At 66.9% G+C, this 12,235-nt stretch carries 12 protein-coding genes and 1 pseudogene; 12 read left to right on the forward strand and 1 reads right to left on the reverse strand.

Annotation, left to right across the window (positions count from 1 at the left end):
* From KAY22_RS18310 to KAY22_RS18365, 12 genes are all read left to right on the forward strand, one after another.
* Positions 1–1,010, forward strand: a 1,010-nt coding sequence (locus KAY22_RS18310; protein WP_296624728.1) for a sigma 54-interacting transcriptional regulator, incomplete at its 5' end; no start/stop codon positions are given.
* A gap of 10 nt (positions 1,011–1,020) precedes the next feature.
* A complete protein-coding gene (gene fliE / locus KAY22_RS18315; protein WP_296624729.1) occupies positions 1,021–1,386 on the forward strand; it encodes a flagellar hook-basal body complex protein FliE in 366 nt (121 codons plus the stop codon).
* A gap of 3 nt (positions 1,387–1,389) precedes the next feature.
* Positions 1,390–3,123 (forward strand): flagellar basal-body MS-ring/collar protein FliF, encoded by a 1,734-nt coding sequence (fliF, locus tag KAY22_RS18320; protein WP_296624730.1) that lies wholly within the window; start codon positions 1,390–1,392, stop codon positions 3,121–3,123.
* A gap of 3 nt (positions 3,124–3,126) precedes the next feature.
* Entirely contained in the window at positions 3,127–4,158 is a 1,032-nt protein-coding gene (gene fliG, locus KAY22_RS18325) for a flagellar motor switch protein FliG (RefSeq protein WP_296624731.1), read from the forward strand.
* Complete coding sequence (locus KAY22_RS18330; protein WP_296624732.1) at positions 4,151–4,804, forward strand: FliH/SctL family protein; 654 nt, start codon at positions 4,151–4,153, stop codon at positions 4,802–4,804. Before fliG ends, KAY22_RS18330 begins: the two co-directional genes overlap by 8 nt.
* Positions 4,801–6,126 (forward strand): FliI/YscN family ATPase, encoded by a 1,326-nt coding sequence (locus tag KAY22_RS18335; RefSeq protein ID WP_296624733.1) that lies wholly within the window; start codon positions 4,801–4,803, stop codon positions 6,124–6,126. The genes KAY22_RS18330 and KAY22_RS18335 overlap by 4 nt, the downstream gene beginning before the upstream one ends.
* Positions 6,123–6,554: a flagellar FliJ family protein gene (locus KAY22_RS18340; protein WP_296624734.1), complete on the forward strand. Its 432-nt coding sequence runs from the start codon at positions 6,123–6,125 to the stop codon at positions 6,552–6,554. Before KAY22_RS18335 ends, KAY22_RS18340 begins: the two co-directional genes overlap by 4 nt.
* 1 nt (position 6,555) lies before the next feature.
* Entirely contained in the window at positions 6,556–8,310 is a 1,755-nt protein-coding gene (locus KAY22_RS18345; protein ID WP_296624735.1) for a flagellar hook-length control protein FliK, read from the forward strand.
* Positions 8,311–8,327: 17 nt separating this feature from the next.
* A complete protein-coding gene (locus KAY22_RS18350; protein WP_296624736.1) occupies positions 8,328–8,948 on the forward strand; it encodes a flagellar basal body-associated FliL family protein in 621 nt (206 codons plus the stop codon).
* Between the two features lie 84 nt (positions 8,949–9,032).
* On the forward strand, positions 9,033–10,709 hold the full coding sequence (locus KAY22_RS18355) for a copper resistance system multicopper oxidase (protein ID WP_296624737.1): 1,677 nt from the start codon (positions 9,033–9,035) through the stop codon (positions 10,707–10,709).
* Positions 10,706–11,785: a copper resistance protein B gene (locus KAY22_RS18360; protein WP_296624738.1), complete on the forward strand. Its 1,080-nt coding sequence runs from the start codon at positions 10,706–10,708 to the stop codon at positions 11,783–11,785. The genes KAY22_RS18355 and KAY22_RS18360 overlap by 4 nt, the downstream gene beginning before the upstream one ends.
* 67 nt (positions 11,786–11,852) lie before the next feature.
* Positions 11,853–11,987, forward strand: a complete 135-nt coding sequence (locus KAY22_RS18365; RefSeq protein ID WP_296624739.1) for a hypothetical protein — start codon at positions 11,853–11,855, stop codon at positions 11,985–11,987.
* Positions 11,988–12,086: 99 nt separating this feature from the next.
* On the opposite strand, the pseudogene KAY22_RS18370 reads toward KAY22_RS18365, so the two are convergent.
* Positions 12,087–12,235: pseudogene (locus KAY22_RS18370) on the reverse strand (dihydrolipoyl dehydrogenase); the annotation flags it as partial.

The following is a 12,235-nucleotide window of genomic DNA, read 5'->3' on the forward strand; positions in this document are numbered from 1 at the left end:
GTTTCGAGGATATGGCCTTCGGTCACGCGCTGATCGCCGAGCTGATCCGCCCGGCCGTCATGCCGGCCTGCGGCGAGCCCGACAGTGCGAAGTTCCTCCAGCTCGCCGCGCGTATCGCACGCAGCGAGGCGAGCGTCCTCCTGCTCGGCCAGACCGGCACCGGCAAGGAAGGGGTCGCCCGCTTCATCCACGCCGCCTCGGGCCGCGCCGAGCGCCCGTTCGTGGCGGTCAATTGCGCCGCGCTGCCGGAAACCATGCTGGAAGCGATGCTGTTCGGCCACCAGAAGGGCGCCTTCACCGGCGCAAATATGTCGAGCGAAGGCCTGTTTCGCGCGGCCGACGGCGGCACGCTGCTGCTCGACGAAGTCGCCGAACTGCCGCTGGCGCTCCAGCCCAAGCTGCTCCGTGCCCTGCAGGAACGCGAAGTCCTTCCCGTCGGCGCCACCACGCCTGTCCCCGTCGACGTTCGCATCATCGCTGCGGGCAACCGCGATCTGGCAGCCGAAGTCGAGGCCGGTCGGTTCCGTGCAGACCTCTACTGGCGCCTGAACGTCATGCCGCTCGCGCTCAAGCCGCTCGCCGAGCGTCGCCAGGACATCCGTGCAATCGCTGCCGCGCTGCTGCTGCGCCACGCCGGACAGCATGAGGATCTGCCCTGGCCGACCGCTGCCGCGCTCGATCGCCTGATGGCGCATGACTGGCCTGGCAATGTCCGCGAACTCGAAAATGTCCTCCAGCGCGCGATGCTGATGCGCGAGGGCAGCCGCATCGACACGCCGGACCTGATCATCGATCGCGCTCCTGGCCTGCCGGCGGCCGAAGGCTCGTCGCCGGCCGCGCCGGAAGAATCCGCGCTCAGCCTCGCCGAAGCGCGCCGCCAAAGCCAGGCGCGCGCAATCGAGGAGGCGCTGGCGGCCACCGGCGGGCACCGCCTGCGCGCTGCCCAGCGGCTCGGCATCTCCGAACGCACGCTTCGCTATCGGCTCGCCGATATGCGCGCGGCCGCCTGAGGAGGTCTGAATGACCACGATCAATACCAGCAACATCCTCGCGATGCGGCAGGCGATCCTCCAGCAGAACAGCGCGCTGCAGAAAGCCGCCGCCGCTCCAGCACAGACGCCGCTGGCCGGTGTCCAGCAGGTCGGCAGCGCCACCAGCGCACCGGAAGGCAGCTTCGCCTCGACGCTGCGCGGCGCCCTGACCGAGGTCAACAGCCTTCAGGCCAAGGCGAGCGCGGCGACCGAAAGCTACGAGCGTGGTGAGACCACCGACATCGCGGCGGTCATGCTTCAGCGCGAACAGTCGAGCGTCGGCTTCCAGGCCACGCTGCAAGTCCGCAACAAACTCCTGTCCGCCTATAAGGACATCATGAGCATGCCGGTATAATCCATGGCAGAAATCGTCCCCACCGCCCCGGCCGCTTCGGCCCTCGCCACCACCGCCCCGGCATCGGTCGGCACCTCGGCCATGCTCGAACGCATCCGCGACTTCGCGGCACAGCCTGCGATCCAGCGCAGCCTGCCGATGATGGGCCTGATCGGACTGCTCGGCGCGGCCGCGCTGCTGTGGGCAACGATGTCGGGCGCTCCGCAGCGCGACCTGTTCTCAGGCATGAGCGACGGCGACAAGGCCGCCGTTGCGGACGCGCTCAAGGCCGCCAACATTCCCTATGAAATCAACCGCGACACCGGTGCCATCACGGTTCCGGAGACGGCCTTCTATCAGGCGAAGATGCTGCTGGCCCAGCAAGGCCTGCCCAAGGCGGCTCCCGACGGCGATGCGATGATTTCGTCGCTGCCGCTCGGCGCCAGCCGCGCCGTCGAAGGCGAGAAGCTTCGCTCCGCCCGCGAGATGGATCTGGCCCGTACCATCGAGGCGATCGACGCCGTCGACACCGCCAAGGTCCACATCGCCGCCGGACAGCCGACCGTCTTCCTGCGCGACGAAAGCAAGCCGCAGGCATCGGTCATGTTGCGCCTTCGTGCCGGTCGCACCCTGTCGGACTCGCAGGTCCAGGCGGTCGTGCACCTGGTCGCCTCCTCGGTTCCGGACCTGTCTCCCGACGGCGTGTCGGTCGTCGATCAGGCCGGCCGGCTGCTGTCCAGCTCGGGCAATGATCCGCTGAGCCAGGCGTCGACCCGCCAGGTCGAGATCCAGACCAAGATGGAACAGCGCTATCTCGAAGCGCTCAACAAGATCCTGACGCCGATCGTGGGCGCCGGCAACTTCACTGCCGAGGTGCACGCCGACGTCGATTTCACCGAGACCCAGGCGACGCGGGAAAGCTATCCCAAGGACACCGCCGTGGTTCGTCAGGAGCAAGGCAGCTGGACCGGCGACAAGCCCGCCGAGGCCGGTGGCATCCCCGGTGCGCTGTCCAACCAGGCGCCGGCCGCCAGCCAGGTTGCCGCTGCGCCGAACCAGACCCTGCCCGTTCCGCCTGCAGCCGACACGACGGCAGCAGCCAATGCGGCCAAGACCTCCGAAAATTACAACCGCACCTATGAGCTCGGCCGCGAAGTATCCGTCACCCGTGCCCCGATCGGTACGGTCAAGCGCCTGTCGGTCGCCGTGGCGCTGCGCGAAGGTAGCCGCAAGTTCAGCCGCGCAGAACTGGCATCGATCGAGACTCTGGTGCGCGGTGCGGTTGGTGCCGACGCCAATCGCGGCGACGTGGTCGCCCTGTCCGCCCGCAGCTTTGCGATGGCCGAGGAAGCCGAGGTCAAGCCGAACTGGTGGGAGGCGCCCTGGGTGTCCACCCTCGCCCGCAACCTGTCCGCCCTGCTGATCGTCGCTCTGCTCGTCTTCGGGGTCGCCAAGCCGCTCCTCAAGCGCCGTGCGGCGCTGACCGAAGAGAAGCAGACGATGGCCATGGCCATGGCAGACCCTTCGGCTCGCATCCCCGACAATACCAATCCCGCCATCCGGGCCGAGATTGCGACCGCCCTTGCCCAGCAGGCGCTGCAGGATCCGAACAAGCCCGTGACGCTCGACATGATCGAGGCGACGCCCGGCTATGCCAATCGCGCCGAACTGATCCGCAACTTCGTCCGGCAGGACCCGGACCGGGCCGCTCTGGTCGTCCGCGACCTGATCCGCGCCGACATGCCCAAGGCCGAATGACCCATGGCTGACGAAACCCCGATCGACACCGACGACGCCAACCCGCTTCCCGGCGGCAGCCAGGCGGCCGCGATCCTGATGATGCTGCTCGGCGAAGAAGAGGCCGCAACCGTGCTCGCCCGTCTCGATCCCGAAGAGGTTCAGCATCTGGGCGGAGCGATGTTCAACGTCGCCAACGTCTCCGAAGAAGCGATCGACGGCGTCTTCGACGTGTTCGTCGACCGCGCCAAGGCCCGCACGACGCTGGGCTTCGGCGTGGAGCGCCAGATCAAGGGGATCATGCACAAGGCCCTCGGCCAGGAGAAGGCCGACCAGGTCCTGCAGCGCATCACGCCCGTTCAGCACACCACGGCCCTCGAAAATCTGAAGTGGATGGACGCACGCCAGATCGCCAATCTGATCGAGTTCGAACATCCGCAGATCGCCGCGATCGTACTGGCCTTCCTAGATGCGCAGCGCGCAGCGGACGTCCTTGCTCTGCTGCCCGAGGACATGCAGGCTGGCCTCGTCTATCGCGTCGCGACCATGGGACCGGTTACCGAAGCCGCGCTGGTCGAACTCGACGAGCTGCTCAACCGCCCCGTCGCCGGCCAGAGCAATGGCGCGATCACCCGGCGCGGTGGCGCCGGTGAGGCGGCGAAGATCGTCAACTCGTCGCGCAAGGCGGCCGAACAGCGGATCATCAAAGCTCTCCAGAAGCTCGACAAGTCGGTCGCCCGCAACGTCGAGGAAGAGATGTTCATCTTCGACAATCTGATGGCGCTGTCCGAGAAGGACCTCGGCACCCTGCTGCGCGCAGTCGACAACGACATTCTCGTCGTCTCGCTCAAGGGCGCCGACGAAAAGCTGCGCGGCAAGATCTTCGGCTGCATGTCCAGCCGTGCCGCCCAGTCGGTACAGGACGAAATCGCCGATCGCGGCCCGATGCGGCTTGCCGACGTGCAGGAAGCGCAGAAGGCGATGCTCGCCATAGCGCGCAAGCTGGCAGCCGAGGGCACGATCAGCCTGGGCGGAAAGGGCGACGACTTTGTCTGAGATCTGGACGCAGGATATCGGCGAAGCCGCTACGCGCGTCGAGGCATGGGCGCGCCCGGCGTCCAGCACGCAATTCACTCCCTGGGGCGGTTCACCCCCGCGCCGTCGTGCCAGCGACTTCGCCCCGCGCGCGACAAGCCCCGCGCCCGATGCCGAAGGGGCAGCGCAGGTCGACGTCGAAGCCGTTCAGGCGGAGGCCTTCGCAGCGGGTTTCGAGCAAGGGCGTCAGGCGACCATCCTGGAATTTGCTCGCGAGCGTGAGGCTCTCGCCCAGCTCGTCCGTGCCGCCGAAGCGCTCCAGCCAGAATCGCAGGGGCCGCTCGCCGCCGTCCTCGCCGAAACCGTCACCCGCATGGTCCGGCAAATCGTCGGCGAGGTGAAGATCGATCCGGCACTGCTCGAGCAGCGCGCCATCGCGATCGCCGAACTCGTGACGGCCGAATGCGGCCCGGCGCGCCTGCGCCTCCACCCGGATGACATCGCGATGCTCGACGGCGTCGATCTCGGTCTTCCGCTCGCGCCCGACCATCATCTCGCCTCGGGCACGATCGTCCTCGAAACCGGCGAAGGCTGGATCGAGGATGGGCCGCAGGTGCGCCTGGCGCGCCTGCGCGCGCAGCTCGATACCATGGGGCTGCCGCGATGAGCCTGTCCCTGCTCGCCCGGACCATGCTCGACGGGATCGAGCCTGACCAGGGCGGACCGCGACGCATCGGCCGGCTCGCCTCCTATGATGGCCTGATGCTCGAGGCGACAGGCTTTCCGATGCCGGTCGGCTCGAACGCCCGCGTCATCGACGCCGATGGGCACGCCGCCCTTGCCGAGGTGGTCGGCTTCCGTGGCAATCGCACCCTCCTGATGGCGCTTGATGCCGATGCCCCGCACAGCGCCGGGGCGCGGGTCGAGCCCGACCGGCGCGGCGGATCGGTCGACGTCGGCGAGACGCTGCTCGGCCGCGTGATGGACGCGCTGGGCAATCCGATCGACGGACTCGGCCCGATCGCGACCGCCGAGCGCTGGCCGCTTGCAGGCCGCCGGGGCAATCCGCTCGACCGCGCCCGCGTCACCGAGCCGTTCGACATGGGCGTTCGTGCTATCAACGCAATGCTCACCGCCGGCGTCGGCCAGCGCATCGCCATCGCCGCCGGATCGGGCGTCGGCAAGTCGGTGCTGATGGGCCAGATGATCGCGGGTGCCGATGCGGACGTCATCGTCGTCGGCCTGGTCGGCGAACGCAGCCGCGAAGTGTCCGACTTCCTTGCCACCAAACTCGCCGGACCGGTGCGTCAGAAAAGCGTGGTGGTCGCGGTTCCCGCCGATCATCCGCCGGTCCTGCGCCTGCGCGCCGCGATGCGGGCCACCGCCATCGCCGAATATTTCCGGGCACAGGGCAAGCGCGTCCTGCTGTTGATCGACAGTCTCACCCGCGTCGCCCATGCGCAGCGCGAGATCGGACTGTCGCTGGGCGAGCCGCCGACGATGAAAGGCTATCCCCCGTCGGCCCTCGGCCTGATCCCGCGCCTCATCGAACGCGCCGGCGTCGACGTCCATTCGGGCGGTTCGATCACCGCGCTCTACACCGTGCTCGCCGATGGCGACGACACCGACGATCCGATCGTCGACACCGCCCGCGCGATCGTCGACGGCCATATCATTCTGTCGCGCGGCCTCGCCGAACAGGGCGTGTTCCCGGCGATCGACATCGGCAAGTCGCTGAGCCGCGTGATGAGCGACATCGTCTCGCCCGAGCATCTTCGCGCCTCGCAGATCTTCCGCCGGCTCTGGGCGGTCTATGAGGAGAATCGCGACCTGATCCTGATGGGCGCCTATCGCCAGGGCAGCGATCCGATCGTCGATATCGCGATTGCGCGCCACGACGACATCCTCGGCTTCATCAGCCAGGGTCAGAAAGAGCGCGTCGACTATGAGCAGTCGGCACAAGCCCTGCTCGAGGCGTTCGGCGGATGAAATCGGTCGTCGCCAGGCGCGCCCGCATCACGCGGGTCCGGAGCGTCCAGCATCTGCTGGCCGCTTCGGCTGCCGCGCAGGCAGAAGCGCAGCTCGATACGCTGCAAAACAATCAGGCGAAGCTCGCCATGCTGCGCGACAGCCTGTCGGTCCCGGCCGGCATGACCAGCGGTGCAGTGCTCCAGAATCGCGGCCAGCTCGCACAGCGGCTCGATACCGCACGCAACGGCCTTGCCGACGCCATCGTCTCGGCCAAGGCGCAGGTCGAGGCCAAGGGCGCCGAGCGTCTCGAGGCCCGGCAGCGCCAGGAGAGCGCAGCGAAACTAGACCAGCGGGCCGCACAGGCTCTTGCCGAGTGGACCGAGGCGCGCCTTGCCGCGTCCTTCCGGCCCCGTTCCAACCGATCATCCGAGCAGAAGGACAACTGACATGGCGGTAGCCGCGCTTTCCAATGCCGCGCTTGCCCTGACGGGGAGCGTTGCGCCCCAGCCCAACGGAGCTGCCCCCGCTGCCGGATCCGCGCCGGAGTCGGCGCAGAACTTCGCCAAGCTCGTCTCGCGCCAGTCGGATCAGAAAAGCACGCCCGACGGCGAGCAGGCCCAGCCCGATGGCAAGCTGCCGGTCGATGCCCCCGTGGCGTCCTCCGAGGATGCTGCAACCTCGACCGACGCGGATGCCACCGCCGACACCGAAAGCGGCGACAAGCCCGAAACCCTTTTGGCCGACATCGAAGCCATGGTCGCAGCCGCTGCCCAGCTCGGCAATGGCCAGCCGATCGTGCCCGTCATAGCGATACCGTCCGCCCCGACGCCCGTCACCGATGGCACCAGCGACGAACAGGCGCTGCCGACCGGTCCGGCCGTGTCGACGATGGGCACGAGCCTGCAGTCGCAGACACCCGTCTCTGACAGCAATCCTGCAGTCGCGACCGCCACGCCCGTACCAGCCTTCGCCTCGGCCTTGACGTCGTCCATGGGCCAGAATGCGCAGGCGCAAGCACCCACAGTCGGCGAGCCGGGCGTCACCGCTCCCACCGCGAACGCGAGCGAGAATATCTCGCCGATCGTCAGCGGAACGACTGCGCCCGCGACCACGACCGGGGAACCGCGACAGGCCACTCCCGAACTGACCCACATCGCCAGTCTGATCGATTCGCTGCGACAGGCTTTCGCTCCGGCGGGCACGGCGCAGGCGGTTGCACCACTCAAGAGCGATGGCGCGACCACCCCTATCGCGATCGATCCGCTCCATGCGGCCAGCGTGACGGCGGGCAAGGTCGCAGCCGCGACACCCACGATCCTGCGCTCGCCCGTCCTCACCACCGACGACGGCAAGGAGAGCGCGAGCGAAACCGCAGTCCCCCCATCGATCGACGGCAAAGCCATCGCGGCGTCGACGGGTCCGCTGCCCAACAGCGCGAAGAAGCCCGTCGCGCAGGTAGTGGCGCCTGTCCTCTCCGACAAGCAGCCTTCTCCGGACGAGGTCGGCACGCCCGTCATGTCCGACGATGACCAGATTTCGGGTCTCGACGCTGCCGATGCTTCAGTCGTCGCCGAGACGCTGCCGGAAGCGCCGGAACTGCCGCCCGTCAACGTCGGCGATCCCCAGCCGGCGGTAGCGACCGCGCCGACGCCTGCGGCGGCCACGCTTTCGACGGCGGCTGACGCCGGAATGCAGGTCGGCGATGCCGGCATCGCCGACGGCAACAACGTGCAGCAGCAAACGATCGACCGCCATCTGGATCTTGCGCGCGACACCCAGTGGCTCGATCGCCTCGCGCGCGACATCAGCCGCGCCGCTGACCATCAGGGTCATCTGAAGTTCCAGCTCAATCCGGAACATCTGGGTGCGCTTACCGTGGAGATCGTAAATAGCGCCGCCGGCACCGCCATCCGCATGAGCACCGACACCGATCAGGCGCGGCAGATCATCGCCGATGCCCAGCCGCGTCTCATCGCCGAGGTACGGGCGCAGGGGCTGCGCGTCGCAGAGTCGCACGTCGACCTGAACAATCAGCAGAGCGGCGGCGGCACCGGTTCGACCGGCGCCCAGGCGCAGCAAGGCCAGCAGGGTCAATCGCGCCAGCCGTCAGAAGATAATAAACCTTTTTCGCCTAATCAGTCCGCCGGACGTGACGATGCCGTCGATTCGACGGAGCGTGACGACCGCGACCTTTACGCATGATCGATGGGATTTGACCGATGAGCAGTGCCGCCGCCGCTCCCGCGCCTGACGCCCCCGCCCCCAAGAAGAAGGGCAAGATGAAGGGCATCCTCGTGATGCTCGTCATCGCCCTGCTGTTCGCCGGTATCGGTGTGGGTGCCGGCCTCTATGCCGCTGGTTCCGGCCTGGTCGGGGGCAAGCACAAGGCGGAGGAAGAGCATCCCGAAGACCCCAACGCGCCCAAGCTCGTCAAGAAAGACGGAGCGGACGATGGCCATGGGGCGGAAAAGCAGACGCTGCCGGTGGGTCTCGAGACCGACAAATCGCCCGATCCGACCAAGTACAAGGCGTCCTATTATGCCTTCGAACAGCCCTTCACCGCCAATCTGCGCGATTCGGACGGCTTCACCCAGATCGGCCTCGGCGCCGCCACCTTCTATGACCAGAAGGTGCTCGACAATCTGAAGGACAATGACATGCCGATCCGCTCGGCGATCCTGATGGTGTTGTCGCAGCAGGACAGCTTCTCGATCGGCACGCCCGAGGGCAAGCTGAAGCTGCAGAAGGAGTTGAAGGACGCCATCAACTTGGTCCTCAAGCAGCGCACCGGGTTCGGCGGCATCGACAACGTCTATTTCACCAGCATCGTGGTCCAGTAGCGATTATGCCACTTGGGGGGCTTCGGCTCTCTCTTTCCCAAAGGGGGAGCTTGGCCTTCCGGCGATCATCGCTAAATAGTCCGAATGATCGCAAAGACCCGACGCCGCTTCCTGCGGGATGCCGCCCTGACCGGTTCGGTCGCCGCTTTCTCGCAATGGCTCCCGGCCTGGGCCGCCGGTCCTTCCTCACCGGGGCAGGCGGTTCTTCACGGCCCCGATATCGCGCTCACCATCGATCATCTGACGATGACCGTCGAGGGGCGCACCACGCACGCGATCGGCGTGAACGGCACAGCCCCTGGCCCACTGATCCGCCTGCGCGAAGGGCAGACCGCGCGCATATCGGTCACCAACCGGCTGCACGAGGACAGCTCGATCCACTGGCATGGCATTCTCCTGCCCTTCCAAATGGATGGCGTTCCGGGAATCAGCTTTCCGGGAATCAGGCCCGGCGAGACCTTCGTCTACGAGTTTCCGGTGCTGCAGAACGGCACCTACTGGTATCACAGCCACAGCAACCTGCAGGAGCAGATGGGCCATTATGGTCCGCTGGTCGTCGACCCCGCCGACGGCGCAGCGCCCGACCATGATCGCGACCATGTCATCCTGTTGTCGGACCATGCCCGACTGCACCCGCATGAGATATTCCGACGGCTGAAGGTCGATCCGGGCGGCTTCAACCGGCAGCGCCAGACGCTGGGCGGCCTGATCGCGGGCAAGGATCAACCGCTCAAGGACCGGCTCGAATGGGCCGCAATGCGGATGGATCCGACCGACGTCTCGGACGCGACCGGGAATATCTATACCTATCTCGTGAACGGCCATGGGCCGGCCGATAACTGGACTGCCGTGTTCCAACCGGGCGAACGGGTGCGCCTGCGCGTGATCAACGCTTCGGCAATGACCAATTTCAATGTCCGCATTCCCGGCCTGCCGCTCGAAATCGTCGGGGCGGACGGTCTTCCGGTCCGCCCGGTGACGGTTGACGAATTCCAGATCGCTGTGGCCGAAACCTACGACGTCATCGTCCGCCCGGCCGACATCGCTTACACGCTGGTCGGCGAAGCGATCGACCGGTCCGGCATGGCCCGTGCGACGCTTGCGCCACGCACAGGCATGGTCGCTCCCGTCCCGCCCCTGCGCCGCCGCCCGATCGTGACGATGCGCGACATGGGTATGGATATGGGCGGCATGGACCATGGCGCGCATGACATGGACATGAGCATGCGCAACGGCGCCAATGCCCCGCAGGTGCAGATGGGGCCGGGCGTTCAGACGATCTCGCCCATGCCAGTCGACCGGACGGGCGAACCGCCGCAGGGCCTGGAAGATGTCGCGCATCGCGTGCTCGTCTATCGCGACCTCGTCGCGGCCGATCGCAATCCCGACACGCGCACGCCATCGCGCAGTCTGGAGCTGCATCTGACCGGTAATATGGAACGCTATATGTGGTCGTTCGACGGGGTGAAGATGAGCGACATCAAGGCCCCCATCCCCTTCACCAAGGGCGAGCGCGTTCGCGTCACGCTGGTCAACGACACGATGATGAACCATCCGATCCATCTGCACGGCCATTATTTCGAGCTGGTGACCGGCCATGGCGACCATGCACCGCGCAAGCATACGGTGAACGTCGCGCCGGGGGGCAAGGTGACCTTCGACCTCACCGCCGACGCCGAGGGCGACTGGGCCTTCCACTGCCACATGCTCTATCACATGCACGCCGGCATGTTCGAAATCGTCACGGTGCGCGCAGCATGAAGCGCCTGATCCTGGCGGGTCTGCTTCTGGCAAGCACCGCCGCCCATGCCCAGAACAGCATGGCGCCCGATCCGCATGCGGGACACAGCATGTCTGCAACCGATCCGCATGCCGGGCACCAGATGCCTGCCGACGATCCGCATGCAGGCCACAACGCGGCGATGGTCGATCCGCACGCAGGTCATACCATGCCGACGACCGACCCGCACGCCGGACACCAGATGCAGGCGGGCAACCCACATGCCGGCCATGGTGCAGCGATGGACGATCCCCACGCCGGACACGCCATGCCGGCAAGCGATCCGCATGCGGGCCATGGACAGCCGCCAGCCGTCAGTGCGATCGGCAACGCTCCTGCCCCACAGCCACCCACCGACCGCGCGGCGGACCGCTTCTTTCCCGCCGCGACAATGGCTGTCGCGCGAGCCGCGCTTCTCCGCGAGCATGGCGGCATGACCGTCAACCAGTTGATGATCGATATTGCCGAGGCCCGTCCCGGCAAGGGAGCCGACAGCTATGCCTGGAACGGAGAGGCATGGATCGGGGGCGACATCGACCGGCTCGCGCTCAAGAGCGAGGGTGAAGGCAGCGGCACACTTGGTCAGGCAGAAGTCCAGGCGCTGTGGAGCCATGCGCTTGACGCTTATTGGAACTTTCAACTCGGCGTCCGGCAGGACATCCGCCCGCGTCCCGGCCGCAGCTACGCCGTGATCGGCGTCGAGGGCCTCGCTCCCTATTGGTTCGAGGTCGACGCCAATATCTTCCTGTCGAACAAGGGCGATCTGTCGGCACGGATCGAGGCTTATTACGATCAGCGCCTCACCCAGCGGCTGATCCTCCAGCCCCGCGTCGGACTCGATTTCGCCTTCTCCGATGACAAGAGGACTGGCGTCGGCAGCGGGCTTGGCAGCGCCGAAGCCGGGGTGCGACTACGCTACGAGTTCAGCCGCCGTTTCGCACCTTATGTCGGCCTCGTCCATGAACGTCGCTTCGGCGAGACCGGCCGGCTTGCAATCGCATCGGGAGAGTCACGCCGGGGAACACGCGCCGTGCTTGGACTGCGCGCCTGGTTCTGATCGCGTAACGAAAGGAACGCGCATCGCCTCGACGTCGTTACACCGCCACCAAGGCAAGGAGGACCTCATGGCGGAAGTGCGTAGCGACGAACGCGTCGTGGTCGAGAAGAGCAGCATGAACATCGGCGGCATCATCGCCGCGATCGCGCTGCTGCTGCTCGTGCTCGGCATCCTGAAGTTTCTCGGCGTTTCGCCGATCTGATCCGGACGCGGACGGAGTCCGCTCCACCGACCATCACCAACGAAAAGGGCCATCCGGCATATCGCCGGATGGCCCTTTTCTCGTCCGGGAAAATGCCCGTCAGATGTGGATCGGCTTGCCCGTCACGGCCATCGCGGCTTCCTTCAGCGCTTCCGAATGGGTCGGATGCGCGTGGCAGGTGTAAGCGATGTCCTCTCTGGTCGCGCCGAACTCCATGGCCTGCGCGGCCTGGGCGATCATCGTGCCGC

It is taken from the genome of Rhizorhabdus sp. (genome assembly GCF_018006725.1).
Lineage (GTDB): Bacteria > Pseudomonadota > Alphaproteobacteria > Sphingomonadales > Sphingomonadaceae > Rhizorhabdus.

What these genes read in the sequence shown, in the direction of transcription:
- fliF (WP_296624730.1), top strand. Translation starts at nt 1,390, where the DNA reads ATGGCAGAAATCGTCCCCACCGCCCCGGCCGCTTCGGCCCTCGCCACC.
- KAY22_RS18365 (WP_296624739.1), top strand. Translation starts at nt 11,853, where the DNA reads ATGGCGGAAGTGCGTAGCGACGAACGCGTCGTGGTCGAGAAGAGCAGC.
- KAY22_RS18340 (WP_296624734.1), top strand. Translation starts at nt 6,123, where the DNA reads ATGAAATCGGTCGTCGCCAGGCGCGCCCGCATCACGCGGGTCCGGAGC.
- KAY22_RS18355 (WP_296624737.1), top strand. Translation starts at nt 9,033, where the DNA reads ATGATCGCAAAGACCCGACGCCGCTTCCTGCGGGATGCCGCCCTGACC.
- KAY22_RS18335 (WP_296624733.1), top strand. Translation starts at nt 4,801, where the DNA reads ATGAGCCTGTCCCTGCTCGCCCGGACCATGCTCGACGGGATCGAGCCT.
- fliE (WP_296624729.1), top strand. Translation starts at nt 1,021, where the DNA reads ATGACCACGATCAATACCAGCAACATCCTCGCGATGCGGCAGGCGATC.
- fliG (WP_296624731.1), top strand. Translation starts at nt 3,127, where the DNA reads ATGGCTGACGAAACCCCGATCGACACCGACGACGCCAACCCGCTTCCC.
- KAY22_RS18345 (WP_296624735.1), top strand. Translation starts at nt 6,556, where the DNA reads ATGGCGGTAGCCGCGCTTTCCAATGCCGCGCTTGCCCTGACGGGGAGC.
- KAY22_RS18360 (WP_296624738.1), top strand. Translation starts at nt 10,706, where the DNA reads ATGAAGCGCCTGATCCTGGCGGGTCTGCTTCTGGCAAGCACCGCCGCC.
- KAY22_RS18350 (WP_296624736.1), top strand. Translation starts at nt 8,328, where the DNA reads ATGAGCAGTGCCGCCGCCGCTCCCGCGCCTGACGCCCCCGCCCCCAAG.